The organism is Pseudomonas sp. Y39-6 (assembly GCF_023651955.1).
GTDB lineage: Bacteria > Pseudomonadota > Gammaproteobacteria > Pseudomonadales > Pseudomonadaceae > Aquipseudomonas > Aquipseudomonas veronii.
Window position 1 is genome coordinate 59,141 of record NZ_CP069594.1, and the last position, 15,506, is coordinate 74,646.

General features: G+C 61.6%; 15 protein-coding genes. 12 read left to right on the forward strand and 3 right to left on the reverse strand.

Features of this window, described 5'->3' with window-relative positions:
- Complete coding sequence (locus tag JN756_RS00290) at window positions 1-687, reverse strand: tyrosine-protein phosphatase (RefSeq protein ID WP_046381547.1); 687 nt, start codon at window positions 685-687, stop codon at window positions 1-3.
- A gap of 281 nt (window positions 688-968) precedes the next feature.
- Here JN756_RS00290 and JN756_RS00295 point away from each other — a divergent pair, with 281 nt between their 5' ends.
- The 6 genes from JN756_RS00295 to JN756_RS00320 all read left to right on the forward strand — a co-directional run bounded on the left by JN756_RS00295 (window position 969) and on the right by JN756_RS00320 (window position 8,552).
- Window positions 969-1,721: a gluconate 2-dehydrogenase subunit 3 family protein gene (locus tag JN756_RS00295; protein WP_201021683.1), complete on the forward strand. Its 753-nt coding sequence runs from the start codon at window positions 969-971 to the stop codon at window positions 1,719-1,721.
- Between the two features lie 2 nt (window positions 1,722-1,723).
- Entirely contained in the window at window positions 1,724-3,508 is a 1,785-nt protein-coding gene (locus JN756_RS00300) for a GMC family oxidoreductase (protein ID WP_057004940.1), read from the forward strand.
- A gap of 12 nt (window positions 3,509-3,520) precedes the next feature.
- The gene (locus JN756_RS00305; RefSeq protein WP_201021684.1) at window positions 3,521-4,831 is read left to right on the forward strand and encodes a c-type cytochrome; all 1,311 of its coding nucleotides are present in this window, start codon (window positions 3,521-3,523) and stop codon (window positions 4,829-4,831) included.
- Between the two features lie 70 nt (window positions 4,832-4,901).
- Window positions 4,902-5,960: a PA0069 family radical SAM protein gene (locus JN756_RS00310; protein WP_126589237.1), complete on the forward strand. Its 1,059-nt coding sequence runs from the start codon at window positions 4,902-4,904 to the stop codon at window positions 5,958-5,960.
- 227 nt (window positions 5,961-6,187) lie between these two features.
- The gene (locus JN756_RS00315) at window positions 6,188-6,919 is read left to right on the forward strand and encodes a carbonic anhydrase (protein WP_017849002.1); all 732 of its coding nucleotides are present in this window, start codon (window positions 6,188-6,190) and stop codon (window positions 6,917-6,919) included.
- Between the two features lie 85 nt (window positions 6,920-7,004).
- Entirely contained in the window at window positions 7,005-8,552 is a 1,548-nt protein-coding gene (locus JN756_RS00320; protein ID WP_126589236.1) for a SulP family inorganic anion transporter, read from the forward strand.
- Window positions 8,553-8,621: 69 nt separating this feature from the next.
- Here JN756_RS00320 and JN756_RS00325 read toward each other — a convergent pair whose 3' ends face one another.
- Window positions 8,622-9,269 carry a hypothetical protein gene (locus JN756_RS00325; RefSeq protein WP_046381543.1) on the reverse strand — a complete coding sequence of 216 codons (648 nt, stop codon included), beginning with the start codon at window positions 9,267-9,269 and terminating at the stop codon, window positions 8,622-8,624.
- Window positions 9,270-9,637: 368 nt separating this feature from the next.
- On the opposite strand from JN756_RS00325, the gene coxB reads away from it, so the two are divergent.
- From coxB to JN756_RS00345, 4 genes are read left to right on the forward strand one after another with little or no spacing between them, the layout of a single operon-like run.
- Window positions 9,638-10,765, forward strand: a complete 1,128-nt coding sequence (gene coxB, locus JN756_RS00330) for a cytochrome c oxidase subunit II (RefSeq protein WP_057004943.1) — start codon at window positions 9,638-9,640, stop codon at window positions 10,763-10,765.
- Between the two features lie 58 nt (window positions 10,766-10,823).
- Window positions 10,824-12,413: a cytochrome c oxidase subunit I gene (gene ctaD / locus JN756_RS00335; protein ID WP_017849006.1), complete on the forward strand. Its 1,590-nt coding sequence runs from the start codon at window positions 10,824-10,826 to the stop codon at window positions 12,411-12,413.
- Window positions 12,414-12,456: 43 nt separating this feature from the next.
- Window positions 12,457-13,008 carry a cytochrome c oxidase assembly protein gene (locus JN756_RS00340; RefSeq protein WP_201021685.1) on the forward strand — a complete coding sequence of 184 codons (552 nt, stop codon included), beginning with the start codon at window positions 12,457-12,459 and terminating at the stop codon, window positions 13,006-13,008.
- A gap of 35 nt (window positions 13,009-13,043) precedes the next feature.
- Window positions 13,044-13,931, forward strand: coding sequence for a cytochrome c oxidase subunit 3 (locus JN756_RS00345; RefSeq protein ID WP_177030074.1), 888 nt, complete (start codon window positions 13,044-13,046; stop codon window positions 13,929-13,931).
- 6 nt (window positions 13,932-13,937) lie between these two features.
- Here the strand turns inward: JN756_RS00345 and JN756_RS00350 are convergent, their stop codons facing one another.
- Entirely contained in the window at window positions 13,938-14,141 is a 204-nt protein-coding gene (locus JN756_RS00350) for a twin transmembrane helix small protein (protein WP_017849009.1), read from the reverse strand.
- A 32-nt stretch (window positions 14,142-14,173) separates the two neighbouring features.
- On the opposite strand from JN756_RS00350, the gene JN756_RS00355 reads away from it, so the two are divergent.
- Window positions 14,174-14,938, forward strand: coding sequence for an SURF1 family protein (locus JN756_RS00355; protein ID WP_046381542.1), 765 nt, complete (start codon window positions 14,174-14,176; stop codon window positions 14,936-14,938).
- Window positions 14,904-15,497, forward strand: coding sequence for a PA_0111/PP_0108 family redox-active disulfide protein (locus tag JN756_RS00360; protein WP_026140286.1), 594 nt, complete (start codon window positions 14,904-14,906; stop codon window positions 15,495-15,497). The genes JN756_RS00355 and JN756_RS00360 overlap by 35 nt, the downstream gene beginning before the upstream one ends.
- Window positions 15,498-15,506: the final 9 nt, after the last annotated feature.

Consider the following 15,506-nt stretch of genomic DNA (forward strand, 5'->3'; position numbering starts at 1 on the left):
TCAGGGGGTTGTCAGCGTCAGCGTGCTTTTCTGAGGTTCGACATGGCTGTTGCCGGCTGTGTTGAACCAGCTTTTCACCGAGCACAGGGCAAACGCGCTGGTGCTGCAATCGCCATTGGCCAAGGCTGTGCGCAACTTGTCGATATCGGCCTTCATCATGTAGCGAACGCCGTCCTTGAAGCCCTTGCTGCTGCCGAAGCCGCCCAAGGTCATTTCGTTCAACGCCTCTTCCTTGCTCCACCCCTGAACCACCACGCGATACATCGCCGCCATCAGGCCGGTGCGGTCTGAGCCATGCTTGCAGTGCATCAGCACTGCACCGTTGGCTTCGGAGTCGCGGATCGCCCTCAGTGCGGCCAGCACGTCAGCGTCATCGACATGATTTGTACGATAAATCAGCTGGATCTGTCGGATATCAGAATTTTTTAGCCAGCTGTCGTCGGACTCCGGCAGAAAGTTGATCACCGTGCCGACCTTGAGTTTTTCCAGCAGAGGCACGGCATTGCTGTCCGGCAGCGCGCTGCGGTAGAGGGTGGGCGTCATCTGGTGCAGGTTGTATTGATTGCCGACCGGCTGCGCCCATTCGGGGGAACGCAGGGATGTGCTGTCGTCCGCCCAGGTGTGAGCGCTGGTGAACAGTGCCAGGAACGCAAGGCCGAGGGCCGGTAGCCATTGATGATTGAACATGGGCGACGTAACCGATAGGGGGTTGGCGGGTGATGCCAAGAGTCGGCCAGGCGCGGTCAATGGGGTGTGAGGGGCGCGTCAAAGAATTGTGAATCACCGTCGATGTTGCAGTTTTGACGCTGAATCGATTCTCTTTATACTTAGCCTGCTATCATTTGTAACTATTGATTGCCGCTACGTTCTATCTGCTTGGATCGGTGGGGTCCACCTTGCTGCTGCCAAACCACAAGCTGCTCCTAGAAGCGGCTGATAAACCCGTGACCACATGATGAGGTACACCCATGTCTGATCAAGATCAAGACAACCCCCGGCGTGACTTTTTGCGCAAATCCTTGACCTTGATCCCGGTGGTCACGGTTGCCAGCACCGGCCTTGGCGGTTCGATGCTGATGGCCGCGCCCGCACCGGCCCAAGCCAGCCCCGCTTCGCCGCCGGTCAGCGACAAGGCGTATGAGCCGAGCTATTTCAGCGCCGAAGAATGGGCATTCATCAACGCCGCCGTGGCGCGCCTGATCCCCGCCGATGCCCAAGGCCCTGGCGCCCTGGAAGCCGGTGCGGCGGAATACATCGACCGCCAGATGAACACGCCCTACGCCAGTGGCGCGCTGTGGTTCATGCAAGGTCCGTTCAACGCCGACGCCGCGCCGGAAATGGGCTGGCAGAGCAAGTTGGTACCCAAGGTCATCTATCGCCTGGGCATTGCCGCGACGGATGCCTGGTCGAAAGCGTTCAACGGCAAGGCTTTTGCTGCGCAAGACAGCGCTACCCAGGATGACATGCTGCGCCGCCTGGAGGCTGGCGGTAGTGAGGTGAGTGCCCATTTCGAGGCGGTGCCGCCGAAGATGTTCTTCAATTTGCTGCTGCAAAACACCAAGGAAGGCTTCTTCTGCGATCCGATCCACGGCGGCAATAAAGGCCTGGTCGGCTGGACCATGATCGGCTTCCCCGGCGCCCGCGCCGACTTCATGGATTGGGTGGAGCGCAACGAGCAATACCCCTTCCCGGCGGTTTCCATTCGCGGCGAGAGGGCATAAACGTGGCGACCATCATGAAAAAAGTGGATGCGGTGATCGTCGGCTTCGGCTGGACTGGCGCGATCATGGCCAAGGAACTGACGGAAGCGGGCCTCAACGTGGTAGCGCTAGAGCGCGGCCCGATGCAGGACACTTACCCGGACGGCAACTATCCCCAGGTCATCGACGAATTGACCTACAGCGTGCGTAAAAAACTCTTCCAGGACATCTCCAAGGAGACGGTGACAATTCGCCATAGCGTGAATGACGTCGCCCTGCCCAACCGTCAGCTCGGCGCCTTTTTGCCGGGCAACGGCGTCGGCGGTGCGGGGCTGCACTGGTCGGGTGTGCATTTTCGCGTCGACCCTATCGAGTTGCGCATGCGCAGCCACTACGAAGAGCGCTACGGCAAACATTTCATTCCCAAGGACATGACTATCCAGGACTTCGGCGTCAGCTATGAAGAGCTGGAGCCGTTTTTCGACTACGCCGAAAAAGTCTTCGGCACCTCCGGCCAGGCCTGGACCGTCAACGGTCAGTTGGTCGGCGAAGGCCGTGGCGGCAACCCGTATGCGCCGGATCGTTCCAACCCGTTCCCGTTGGAGGCGCAGAAGAACACGGTGTCGGCGCAGCTGTTTCAGAAAGCAGCCACGGCAGTCGGTTACAAACCCTACAACCTGCCATCAGCCAATACCTCGGGGCCATACACCAACCCCTACGGCGCGCAAATGGGCCCGTGCAACTTCTGCGGTTTTTGCAGTGGCTACGTGTGCTACATGTACTCCAAGGCGTCGCCGAACGTGAACATCCTGCCAGCGTTGCGCCAGGTGCCGAACTTCGAGCTGCGGCCGAATTCCCACGTACTCAAGGTCAACCTCGACAACACCAAGAGCAAGGCGACCGGCGTGACCTATATCGACGCCCAGGGGCGGGAATGCGAGCAGCCGGCCGATTTGGTGATTCTCGGCGCGTTCCAGTTCCATAACGTGCGCTTGATGCTGCTGTCGGGGATCGGCAAGCCCTACGACCCGATCAGCGGCGAAGGCGTGGTAGGCAAGAACTTCGCCTACCAGAACATGGCGACCATCAAGGCCTTCTTCGACAAGGACACCCACACCAACAACTTTATCGGTGCTGGCGGCAATGGCGTGGCCATCGATGACTTCAACGCCGACAACTTCGACCACGGGCCCCATGGCTTCGTCGGGGGCTCGCCGATGTGGGTCAACCAGGCCGGCAGTCGGCCGATCGCCGGCACCTCCAACCCACCCGGTACTCCGGCGTGGGGCAGCGCCTGGAAGCGTGCCACCGCTGATTACTACACCCATCAGGTGTCGATGGATGCCCACGGCGCGCATCAATCCTACCGCGGCAACTACCTCGATCTGGACCCGGTGTACCACGATGCCTACGGCCTGCCGCTGCTGCGCATGACCTTCGACTGGCAGGAAAACGACATCAAGATGAACCGCTTCATGGTCGAGAAAATGGGCAAGATCGCCGAAGCGATGAACCCCAAGGCCATTGCCGTGCTGGGCAAGAAGGTCGGTGAGCATTTCAATACCGCGTCCTATCAGACCACCCACCTCAACGGCGGCGCGATCATGGGTACCGACCCGAAAACCAGTGCGTTGAACCGCTACCTGCAGTGCTGGGATGTACACAACGTGTTTGTCCCCGGTGCGTCCGCTTTCCCACAAGGTCTAGGTTACAACCCTACCGGCCTGGTGGCGGCGTTGACCTACTGGTCGGCGCGAGCGATTCGTGAGCAGTACCTGAAAAATCCCGGCCCACTGGTTCAGGCATAAGGAACGATGACCATGAAAGCACGTGTTATCGCCTCCTTCGCGGCGTCCCTGGCGTTGCTCGGCAACTGCTCGGTGAGCGCCGCCGACGCCGACCTGATCAAGCAAGGCGAATACCTGGCCCGCGCCGGCGACTGCGTCGCCTGCCACACTGCCAAGGGCGGCAAGCCGTTCGCCGGCGGCCTGCCGATGGAGACCCCCATCGGCGTGATCTATTCCACCAACATCACCCCGGACAAGACCGGCCTGGGCGCCTACAGCTTCGCGGACTTCGACAAGGCCGTGCGCCATGGCGTCGCCAAGAGTGGCAGTACGCTTTACCCAGCGATGCCCTATCCGTCTTACGCCCGCGTCAGTGAAAGCGACATGCAGGCGCTGTATGCGTACTTCATGAAGGGCGTGGAACCGGTCGCCCAGGAAAACCGGGCCAGTGACATTCCCTGGCCTTTGAGCATGCGTTGGCCGTTGGCGGCGTGGCGCTGGATGTTTGCCCCGCCCGTGGCGGATACCCCGGAAGTGGCGGGCGCCGATCCGGTGATCAGCCGTGGCGCTTACTTGGTCGAGGGCCTCGGCCACTGTGGCGCGTGCCATACGCCGCGGGCGCTGACCATGCAGGAAAAAGCCTTGAGTGCGGCCGACGGCAGCGCTTTTTTGGCCGGCAGTGCGCCGCTGGAAGGTTGGATCGCGAAAAGCCTGCGTGGCGACCACAAGGACGGCCTCGGCAGTTGGAGCGAAGAGCAACTGGTGCAATTCCTCAAGACCGGCCGCAGTGATCGCAGCGCGGTGTTCGGCGGCATGAGCGATGTGGTCGTCCACAGCATGCAGTACATGTCCCAGGACGACCTGACCGCGATCGCCCGCTACCTCAAGAGCCTGCCGGCGGTGGACCCTCAAAACCCGCCGCACCAGTACGACAAGCAGGTGGCCGAAGCGCTGTGGAAAGGCGATGACAGCCGGCCGGGCGCGTCGGTGTATATCGACAACTGCGCCGCCTGCCATCGCACCGACGGTCATGGCTACACGCGGGTGTTCCCGGCGCTGGCGGGCAACCCGGTGGTGCAGACGGCGGATGCCACGTCGCTGATAAACATCGTGTTGAACGGCGGCACTTTGCCGGCCACCCACACTGCGCCGTCCACCTTCACCATGCCGGCGTTTGCCTGGCGCCTGTCGGACCAGGAAGTGGCGGATGTCGTCAGCTTTGTGCGCGGTAGCTGGGGTAATAAAGGTGCTGCGGTGAAGGCCAGTGACGTGGCCGACCTACGCAAGAACGACATGCACACGACGTCAGGCGACGACCTGGGGCAAGTCACGCAACCGCACTGACCGCCAAACGGCACTGGTCATCCAGCTTGCGCCCCTATACTGTATATAAAAACAGTATAGGGGCGTTTTCATGTCTGCACCTCTGCCGCCCCGTGGCCGGGGCACGGCGACCAACCTGCGCAATCGTTTCGCGCCCACCGTCAGCGTGGCCGAGGACGACGGCTGGTACCAGGAGGTGCCGCCGACCCAGGGCACCGAAGTGCGTATCGAAACGGCCAAGACCATCATCACGCGCAACAACTCGCCGGACTTGCCGTTCGATCGCTCGATCAATCCCTATCGCGGGTGTGAGCATGGCTGCATCTACTGCTATGCGCGGCCCAGCCATGCCTATTGGGACCTGTCGCCGGGGCTGGATTTCGAAACCAAGCTGATCGCCAAGACCAACGCCGCCGACGTGCTCGAACAGCAGCTGTCCAAGCCCGGCTACGTGTGTGCGCCGATCAACCTGGGTTCCAACACCGATCCGTACCAGCCGATCGAGCGCGAGTACAAGATCACCCGGCAAACCCTCGAAGTGCTGCTGCGCTATCGGCACCCGGTGACCATCATCACCAAGGGCTCGCTGATCCTGCGCGATCTCGACCTGCTCACCGAACTGGCGCGCCAGCGGCTGGTGGCGGTGATGATCAGCCTCACCAGCCTCGACGACGAACTCAAGCGCATCCTGGAACCGCGCACGGCGGCGCCCAAGGCGCGGTTGCGGGCGATCCGGGTGATGCGCGAGGCCGGTATCCCGGTGGGGGTGCTGTGTTCGCCGATGATCCCGATGATCAACGACAGCGAGCTGGAGAGCCTGCTCACCGAAGCCCATGCAGCCGGTGCACAAAGTGCCGCGTATATGATGCTGCGTCTGCCGCTGGAGGTGGCGCCGCTGTTCGAGGAGTGGCTGGCGGCGCATTACCCGCAGCGCGCGGCCCATGTGATGAGCCTGGTACGCCAGGTGCGGGGTGGGGGCGTGTATGACAGTCGCTTCGGCGTGCGTATGCGCGGAGAGGGGCCGTTTGCCGATCTGCTGGCGCAGCGCTTCAGCAAGGCAATCAAGCGCCTTGGGCTCGACCGTCGGGAAGGCTTCAATCTGGATTGCACGGCGTTCTGCCCACCGGGCAGGCAGATGGCGTTGTTGTAGACTATCGGGCAAATACGCACTGTGATCGTAGAGGTGGTCGCGTTTTGACATCACTGAAACCCGCGATCTAGAGCGGTTGATTCAGTTTGAGTTAAGTTTCGACGGCTACTTTGTTCAGCGAGTGACTGACGAGTTGGCACCCGGCTTTGCGGCGTTCTAAAACTATTCCATCGGCCCGGCGTCGAATTGACCTGAACCCTCCCCTGCATTAATCAAGAGGATGAATCATGAGTGACAAGGATAAACAGCCGTTGGCTGCGTCGGCTTCAGCCGCTCAAGTGGCGGAGTCCGCCGATGCAGCGCTAAAGCACATCGTTGACGGCTTTTTGCATTTCCATCACGACGTCTTCCCTCAGCAAGAAGAACTCTTCAAGAAACTCGCCACAGCCCAGAACCCTCGGGCGATGTTCATCACCTGCGCCGACTCGCGCATCGTGCCCGAGCTGATTACCCAGAGCTCGCCCGGCGACCTGTTCGTGACCCGTAACGTCGGCAACGTGGTGCCACCTTACGGGCAGATGAACGGCGGCGTTTCCACGGCCATCGAATACGCGGTCCTTGCCCTGGGCGTGCAGCACATCATCGTGTGCGGGCACTCCGACTGCGGCGCGATGCGCGCGGTGCTCAACCCCGCGAGCCTGGAGAAGATGCCGACGGTCAAGGCCTGGCTGCGGCACGCCGAAGTCGCCAAGACCATGGTTCACGACAACTGCGACTGCGCCAATGAAGGCGAGAGCATGAAGATGCTGACCGAAGAAAACGTCATCGCCCAGTTGCAGCATTTGCGCACCCACCCGTCCGTGGCTTCGCGCATGGCCAATGGTCATTTGTTTATCCATGGCTGGATCTACAACATCGAGACCAGTGAAATCCGCGCCTACGATGCGGAAAAGGCGGCGTTTCGACCGCTGAACGGCACCGAACCAATCCCCTCCGCGACGCCTAAAGCGCGCTTCTAACACACTTCCCTGCCGGGTAAAGCGGTGGCTGCCATGGATGCAGCCAGGCTTTGCCGCGCCCGGCGAATGCCTCGGGAGAGTCATCATGCGTGCTGCTCAATTAAAAGCTGTGTTGCCTCGGGAGCTGCTGGCCTCCGTGGTAGTGTTTCTGGTCGCCCTGCCCTTGTGCATGGGGATCGCGATCGCTTCCGGCATGCCGCCGGCCAAGGGCCTGATCACCGGCATCATCGGGGGCCTGGTGGTGGGCTGGATGGCGGGGTCGCCGTTGCAAGTCAGCGGGCCGGCGGCGGGGTTGGCGGTGTTGGTGTTCGAACTGGTGCGCCAGCACGGCATGCCGATGCTCGGGCCGATCCTGCTGCTGGCCGGCTTGCTGCAACTGCTGGCCGGGCGTTTGCGCCTGGGCTGCTGGTTCCGTGTCACGGCGCCGGCGGTGGTCTACGGCATGTTGGCGGGGATCGGCGTGCTGATTGTGCTGTCGCAGGTCCATGTGATGCTCGACGGTGCGCCCCAGCCATCAGGGCTGGACAACCTGGCGGGCTTCCCGGCCGCGTTGGCAGCGGCGGTGCCTACCCTGGGCGGCGGCCTTGGCTGGCAGGCCGGTTTGCTGGGGCTGTCGACCATGTTGGTGATGTACCTGTGGGATAAGTTCCGCCCGCAACCGCTGCGGTTTGTGCCGGGCGCCTTGTTGGGTGTGGGCCTGGCAACGCTGGCCAGCTTGGTACTGGCGTTGCAGGTCAAGCGCGTGGAGGTGCCGGAAAACCTCGCCGACGCCATCGATTGGCTGCGTCCCAGCGACTTGCTGAACCTGGCCGATCCCCAATTGTTGATCGCCGCGTTCGCCGTGGCGTTTATCGCCAGTGCCGAAACCCTGCTTTCGGCCGCCGCAGTCGACCGCATGCACAGTGGTCAGCGTTCTGACTTCGATAAGGAATTGTCCGCGCAAGGCGTAGGCAACATGCTCTGCGGCCTGGTCGGCGCCTTGCCGATGACGGGTGTGATCGTGCGCAGCTCGGCCAACGTGCAGGCCGGCGCCACCACGCGCTTGTCGGCGATGTTCCATGGCGTGTGGCTGCTGGGGTTCGTGCTGTTGCTGTCGAGCGTGCTGCAAAGCATTCCGGTGGCGAGCCTGGCGGGCGTGCTGGTGTACACCGGGATCAAGTTGGTGGACGTCAAGGCGTTTCGCGCGTTGGGCCGCTACGGGCGGATGCCGATGTTTACCTATGCGGCCACGGCGCTGGCGATCGTCTTTACCGACCTGCTGACCGGCGTGCTGGTGGGTTTCGGGCTGACGTTGCTGAAACTGGCGTTCAAGGCTTCGCGCCTGAAAATCAGCCTGATCGATTTGCCCGGCCACGGTGAAATGGAATTGCGTTTGAGCGGCGCGGCGACTTTTCTGAAAGTGCCGGCATTAACCCGCGTGCTGTCGACGGTGCCGGCGGGAACCACCCTGCATGTACCGCTGAACAACCTCAGTTACATCGACCATTCTTGCCTGGAGTTGCTGGAGGAATGGGGTCGGGCCAATGCGGCCAAGGGCGCGAAGCTGGTGATCGAGGCGCGGGGGTTGAAGCGTCGCTTGGAAGGTCGGGTGCGGACCACGACGAGGATCGGTTCGGCGCCGTTTACCAACTGACGGAACCGGATCAAAAATGCGGGAGGGGGCTTGCCCTCTCCCGCATGTGTTTAGCGTCAGGTCGAAGATTCAGGCCTGCTGATCCAGTTCCAACTCAATGCCCAACTTGCGCGACAGGCACGGCCAGCGCTTCCACGCTGCTTCCGTTGCCAGGCTTTTGAGCTGCTCGCGGTAGGCCTCGACCGATTCCAGCGCAAAGCTGTCTTCGCTGAGCATTTTATCTACCGCATGGTGTACGGCTTCGTCCAACTGGTTGGCAAAGGTTTCACCGATCAGTTGATGGGCAATCAGATTGGCCACGGTGGTGTCCGCTGGAATCAACGGTTGGCCGAAATGCGTGATGTACAGGTCATTGACCTCTTCGACCAGGCGATGGGCCAGATAGGCCTCGTCCAGCAGGCCGTCGAGACCGATATGGCCCGCCAGAATCGCTGGCGGTTGCAGGAAAAACTGCTCGGCAATCTTCAGTACCGGCTTGACCTGGCTTTCGATACCGGCCTCGCGGGCTACGTCGTTGGCGGCGTCCAGCAGGTCTGGGACGAGGTCGACGTAGGCAGTGACAAAGCGTGTCATGACGAGGTTACGATCACCCTCCGCCAGGGTAATGGCCGAATGCAGGTGCGGTAATTGTTTCTCGAGTTGCTGGGCCAGTTGGCCGGTGCTGGCTTCGTGTTGATGGGCAAGGGAAATCTGCTCGCGCAATGCGGCGGTGTTCATGAAAGCTCCAGTGAAGCAGGCGTAGGAAAAGGGAAAGGACAAGGTAGTTCGTTTATACAAGCGTCTAAGACGCATTTGTCATAATTATTTCATGGTTATGCGCCGCTGTTATATCGAATTGCCATCGTTCGTCGGATAAACGATTCCGCCCCCCGGTCTTATGGGCCCCGTCCGTCTGTTTCAGCTCATTTGCCCCTGCACATTGCGGGGTGGCAGGTGCTGTCTATACTCGGTTTTGTACGCGATTAGCTGATGACGCCAGACTGCATAAGCAGGTGAGGCTAAGCGGTTGTAAGCAGTATGGAAGCCGCTCCCTTCGACGCAGGTGCACACCGGCGGGATAACAAGAACGATAAGGGGAACCCGCAATGACGCGACATCCACATGTTTGGATGGGCCTCCTGTTGTGGTCAGTATTCGGTCAGGCGCATGCCGCCTGGACAACGAATATGGCGCCAGGGGCGACAGAAGTCAGTCACGCCGTGTTCGACCTGCACATGACCATTTTCTGGATCTGTGTAGTGATCGGCATTGTCGTATTTGGCGCGATGTTCTGGTCGATGATTCTTCACCGCCGGTCTACGGGCCAGGTGGCCGCCAAGTTCCACGAAAGCACCACCGTGGAAATCCTCTGGACCGTAGTGCCCTTGCTGATCCTGGTGGCGATGGCCATTCCGGCGACCAAGACTCTGATCAACATCTACGACAGCACGGAATCGGACATCGATATCCAGATCACCGGCTATCAGTGGAAGTGGCATTACAAATACCTCGGCCAGGATGTGGAGTTCTTCAGCAACCTGGCTACTCCCGCCGAGCAGATCCACAACAAGGCCACCAAAGGCGAACATTACCTGCTGGAAGTCGACCAGCCGCTGGTGCTGCCGGTGGGCGCCAAGGTGCGTTTTCTGGTGACCGCCGCGGACGTGATCCACTCCTGGTGGGTGCCGGCCTTTGCGGTCAAGCGCGATGCCATCCCCGGTTTCATCAACGAGGCCTGGACCCGTATCGAGAAGCCCGGCATCTACCGGGGCCAGTGCGCCGAACTGTGCGGCAAGGACCACGGCTTCATGCCCATCGTGGTCGAGGTCAAGTCCAAGGCCGACTACGACACCTGGCTCGGCGAGCGCAAGGCCGAGGCCGCTCAGCTCAAGGAGCTGACCTCCAAGGAGTGGACGCTGGACGAACTGGTCGCCCGTGGCGACAAGGTCTACCACACCACCTGTGTGGCCTGTCACCAGGCCGAAGGCCAGGGCCTGCCGCCGATGTTCCCGGCACTCAAAGGCTCGCCGATCGCCACCGGAAGCAAGGAAGACCACCTGCACCGCGTCTACTTCGGCAAGCCCGGCACCGCCATGGCCGCCTTCGGCAAGCAACTCTCGGAAGTGGATATCGCCGCGGTGGTGACCTACGAGCGCAACGCCTGGGGCAACAACAAAGGCGACATGGTCACGCCCAAAGACGTGCTGGCTCTGAAACAGGCGGAAAGCAAATGACTCACTTCATTGCGAATGCGCTGAACCGCCCCGCCCACTCGTTTGCAGGAGAACGGCCATGAGCGCTGTGATCGATGACCATGGCCACGCCAGTGACCATGCCCACGGCCCCGCCAAGGGTTTGATGCGCTGGGTGCTGACCACCAACCACAAAGACATCGGCACGATGTACCTGTGGTTCGCCTTCACCATGTTCCTGCTCGGCGGCTCGTTCGCCATGGTGATCCGCGCCGAGCTGTTCCAGCCCGGCCTGCAGATCGTCGAGCCGGCGTTCTTCAACCAGATGACCACCATGCACGGCTTGATCATGGTGTTCGGCGCGGTGATGCCGGCGTTCGTCGGCCTGGCCAACTGGATGATCCCGCTGATGATCGGCGCGCCGGACATGGCCCTGCCGCGCATGAACAACTTCAGCTTCTGGTTGCTGCCGGCGGCGTTCCTGCTGCTGGTCTCGACCCTGTTCACCCCGGGTGGCGGGCCGAATTTCGGCTGGACCTTCTACGCCCCGCTCTCCACCACCTACGCCCCGGAAAGCGTGACGTTCTTCATCTTCGCCATCCACCTGATGGGCATCAGTTCGATCATGGGCGCGATCAACGTGGTCGCCACCATTCTCAACCTGCGCGCACCGGGCATGACCCTGATGAAAATGCCGCTGTTCGTGTGGACCTGGCTGATCACCGCCTTCCTGCTGATCGCGGTGATGCCGGTGCTGGCCGGCTGCGTGACGATGATGCTGATGGACATCCACTTCGGCACCAGCTTCTTCAGTGCCGCCGGCGGTGGTGATCCGGTGTTGTTCCAGCATGTGTTCTGGTTCTTCGGCCATCCCGAGGTGTACATCATGATCCTGCCGGCCTTCGGCGCCGTCAGCTCGATCATCCCGACCTTTTCGCGCAAACCGCTGTTTGGCTACACCTCGATGGTCTACGCCACGGCGAGTATCGCGTTCCTGTCGTTCATCGTGTGGGCGCACCACATGTTCGTGGTCGGCATTCCGCTGGTGGGCGAGTTGTTCTTCATGTACGCCACCCTGCTGATCGCCGTCCCGACGGGGGTGAAGGTGTTCAACTGGGTCAGCACCATGTGGCAAGGCTCGCTGACGTTCGAGACGCCGATGCTGTTTGCGGTGGCGTTCGTGATCCTGTTCACCATCGGCGGTTTCTCCGGCTTGATGCTGGCCATCGCGCCGGCAGACTTCCAGTACCACGACACCTACTTCGTGGTAGCGCACTTCCATTACGTACTGGTGCCCGGCGCAATCTTCGGCATCTTCGCCTCGGCCTACTACTGGCTGCCGAAATGGACCGGCCACATGTACGACGAAACCCTGGGCAAGCTGCACTTCTGGCTGTCTTTCGTGGGCATGAACATGGCGTTCTTCCCGATGCACTTCGTCGGGTTGGCCGGCATGCCGCGTCGGGTGCCGGACTACAACCTGCAGTTCGCCGACTTCAACATGGTCTCGTCCATCGGCGCGTTCATGTTCGGTGCCACGCAGATCTTCTTCCTGTTTATCGTGATCAAGTGCATCCGCGGCGGCCCGCCAGCACCGGCCAAGCCGTGGGACGGCGCTGAAGGCCTGGAGTGGAGCGTGCCCTCGCCCGCGCCGTACCACACCTTCACCACGCCACCGGAGGTCAAATGAACCGGCTTCCACAAACCCCCTCCCACACTGTCGGGTGATCGCCATGGCTGACTCCGTGCCACTCAAGCGCCTGGTCACCCGTCTGTTGATCCTGGTGCTGGCGATGTTCGCCTTCGGCTTTGCCCTGGTGCCGATCTACGACGTGATGTGCAGGGCGTTCGGCATCAACGGCAAGACGGCCGGGCAGTATGAGGGCGAGCAGATCGTCGATCCGTCGCGCCAGGTGCGGGTGCAGTTCCTGTCCACCAATGCCATCGACATGGTCTGGGAGTTCCATTCCAAGGCCGATGAGATCGTGGTCAACCCCGGCGCGGTCAACGAGATGCTCTTCGTGGCCTACAACCCCAGCGATAAGCCGATGACCGCCCAGGCGATCCCGAGCATTTCCCCGGCTGAAGCGGCGATGTACTTCCACAAGACCGAGTGTTTTTGCTTCACCCAACAAGTGCTGCAACCCGGTGAGCGCATCGAAATGCCGGTGCGCTTCATTGTCGATCGCGACATGCCCAAGGATGTGAAGCATTTGACCCTGGCGTACACGCTGTTTGATATCACCGCGCGCCAACCGCCCGTGGCTGTCCATAGCGGCGGCTAGCTACTGTTTGCCCGCTCAATCAGGAGAGCGAATACATGTCGACTCATGATACGTACTACGTACCAGCGCAAAGCAAATGGCCGATAATTGCCACGGTTGGCCTGCTGATCACCGTGTATGGCCTGGGCGTGTGGTTCAACGACCTGAAGGCTGCGCGCCCGGAATCCCACGGGCCGTGGATCTTTTTCGTCGGTGGCCTGTTACTGGCCTACATGCTGTTCGGCTGGTTCGGCGCGGTGATCAAGGAAAGCCGCGCCGGGTTGTACAGCGCGCAGATGGACCGCTCGTTCCGCTGGGGCATGACCTGGTTCATCTTTTCCGAAGTGATGTTCTTCATCGCGTTCTTCGGTGCGCTGTTTTATGTGCGGCATATGTCGGCGCCGTGGTTGGCGGGCGAAGGCTCCAAAGGCATCGCGCATATGCTGTGGCCGAATTTCGAGTTTGTCTGGCCGCTGCTCAACAACCCCGATCCCAAGCTGTTTCCCGCGCCCGAAGGCACCATCAGCCCGTGGGGCCTGCCGTTGGTCAACACCATCCTGCTGGTGAGTTCCAGCGTGACCATCACCATCGCCCACCATGCGCTGCGCAAAGGCCATCGCGGTGCGCTGAAGCTCTGGCTGGCGATCACGGTGCTGCTGGGCCTGGGGTTTCTTGGGTTCCAGGCAGAGGAATACATCCACGCCTACAAAGAGCTGGGCCTGACGTTGGGCTCCGGCGTGTACGGCGCGACCTTCTTCATGCTCACCGGTTTTCACGGGGCCCACGTGACCATCGGCACGATTATTTTGTTCGTGATGCTGATGCGTATCTTGCGCGGGCACTTCAATGCCGAGCACCAGTTCGGTTTCGAGGCGGCCAGTTGGTATTGGCACTTTGTGGATGTGGTCTGGATCGGCCTGTTTTTCTTCGTGTATGTGCTGTGAGGCGCGCTACCAAGGCGCATGCGACACCAACTGGCCGCTGAAAAAGCCCCAGGCGATCAACGCCACGGTGATCACGGCCAGTACGACACGCACGGTCAAGGCGGTGACGAGGCGGTTGGAGTGGCCCTCGTCCTTGACCAGAAAGAACAAGCCACTGAACAGGCTCGCGACGGTCGCGATCAGCATCAGGGCAATGGCGGCTTTGAGCATGGTCTGGCTCCAGGGCTTATAGGGGAGGGGCGATGAAATCCAGTATAGCCAGTGCCATCCAGCGCTTTCGCCCCGGTATCGCGCCGACGCTGGTGGTGCTCGTGTTGCTGCCGCTGATGGTGGGCCTGGGGTTCTGGCAACTGTCGCGCGGCCATGAAAAACAGCTGATGGTGGACAGCTATGCCGAGCGCCGCGCCGCTGAGCCGGTGGGCAGTGCCCAACTCGACAGCATGGCTGATCCGGCCTTCCGTCGCGTGCATCTGCGCGGCCAATTCGACGGCGAGCACAGTGTGTTGCTCGACAACCGCATGCGTAATGGCAAGGCCGGCGTCGAGCTGCTGCAACCGTTTCACGACCAGGCCAGCGGCTTGTGGCTGCTGCTCAATCGCGGCTGGTTGCCCTGGCCGGATCGGCGCGCGCCGCCCGTCTTCAGCACGCCGGAACAGCCGGTGAATCTTGACGCCTGGGTGTATGTCGCGCCCGGCGAAACCTTCCAGTTGCACGCCGACCCGGCGACCACGCACTGGCCGCGCCTGCTCACCGCGCTGCATCCGGCCACGCTGTGGGCCGAGCTGGGGCGCAGCGGTTTTGCCTACGAACTGCGCGCCGAAGCCGGCCCCGGCACCTACGAAACCACCTGGCCCATCGTTGCCATGGGCCCGGAAAAACACCTGGCCTATGCGGTGCAATGGTTCGCCATGGCGCTGGCGCTGCTCAGCCTTTACCTCTACCTCGGATGGCACAACGCAAAGGAGAAGCACCATGGGAGCGGCCATGAATCCACTCAACATGTCTGATGCGCCAGCGACGCCCGACCGGCGCAAAGGCCGCTGGCAACTGATCCTGATCCTGCTGATGGTGATCGGCCCGATGGCGCTCGCCACCTTTATGTACAAGCTGCAGTTCTGGGTGCCGGACAGTCGCAGTTACCACGGCGAACTGATCGGCAACGGCCAGACCCGCGCCGATATCGGCGTGCAGGCGGACGAACAGCGCTGGCAGTTGCTCGTCACCGCGCCCAGCGCCTGCGCCGCCGAGTGCCGGCAACTGGTGTACCTGGCGCGGCAGCTGCAGATCGGCCTCGGCCGCGATGCGTCCCGGGCCAGTCATGCCCTGGCCAGTGCGCAGCCGGTCGGCGCCGATTACGAGGCCAGGCTCAAGGCCGAATACCCGCAATTGCAACGCTACCCGCTGGACCTGACGACCTTCGGCAAAGCCGCCGCCGCACCGGGCGAGGCGCAACTGTGGATCGTCGATCCCCATGGCAACCTGGTGCTGCGCTACGACACGACGGTCAAGGGCAAGGACTTGCTCAACGACCTGCGCCACCTGCTGAAACTGTCGAACATCGGATAAGGGCATCGT

Bases quoted from the DNA above. Each gene is read 5' to 3' on its own strand.
- JN756_RS00320 (WP_126589236.1), top strand. From the start codon at position 7,005: ATGCGTGCTGCTCAATTAAAAGCTGTGTTGCCTCGGGAGCTGCTGGCC.
- JN756_RS00345 (WP_177030074.1), top strand. From the start codon at position 13,044: ATGTCGACTCATGATACGTACTACGTACCAGCGCAAAGCAAATGGCCG.
- JN756_RS00305 (WP_201021684.1), top strand. From the start codon at position 3,521: ATGAAAGCACGTGTTATCGCCTCCTTCGCGGCGTCCCTGGCGTTGCTC.
- JN756_RS00315 (WP_017849002.1), top strand. From the start codon at position 6,188: ATGAGTGACAAGGATAAACAGCCGTTGGCTGCGTCGGCTTCAGCCGCT.
- JN756_RS00325 (WP_046381543.1), bottom strand. From the start codon at position 9,269: ATGAACACCGCCGCATTGCGCGAGCAGATTTCCCTTGCCCATCAACAC.
- JN756_RS00290 (WP_046381547.1), bottom strand. From the start codon at position 687: ATGTTCAATCATCAATGGCTACCGGCCCTCGGCCTTGCGTTCCTGGCA.
- coxB (WP_057004943.1), top strand. From the start codon at position 9,638: ATGACGCGACATCCACATGTTTGGATGGGCCTCCTGTTGTGGTCAGTA.
- JN756_RS00340 (WP_201021685.1), top strand. From the start codon at position 12,457: ATGGCTGACTCCGTGCCACTCAAGCGCCTGGTCACCCGTCTGTTGATC.
- JN756_RS00350 (WP_017849009.1), bottom strand. From the start codon at position 14,141: ATGCTCAAAGCCGCCATTGCCCTGATGCTGATCGCGACCGTCGCGAGC.
- JN756_RS00295 (WP_201021683.1), top strand. From the start codon at position 969: ATGTCTGATCAAGATCAAGACAACCCCCGGCGTGACTTTTTGCGCAAA.
- JN756_RS00310 (WP_126589237.1), top strand. From the start codon at position 4,902: ATGTCTGCACCTCTGCCGCCCCGTGGCCGGGGCACGGCGACCAACCTG.
- JN756_RS00360 (WP_026140286.1), top strand. From the start codon at position 14,904: ATGGGAGCGGCCATGAATCCACTCAACATGTCTGATGCGCCAGCGACG.
- JN756_RS00355 (WP_046381542.1), top strand. From the start codon at position 14,174: ATGAAATCCAGTATAGCCAGTGCCATCCAGCGCTTTCGCCCCGGTATC.
- ctaD (WP_017849006.1), top strand. From the start codon at position 10,824: ATGAGCGCTGTGATCGATGACCATGGCCACGCCAGTGACCATGCCCAC.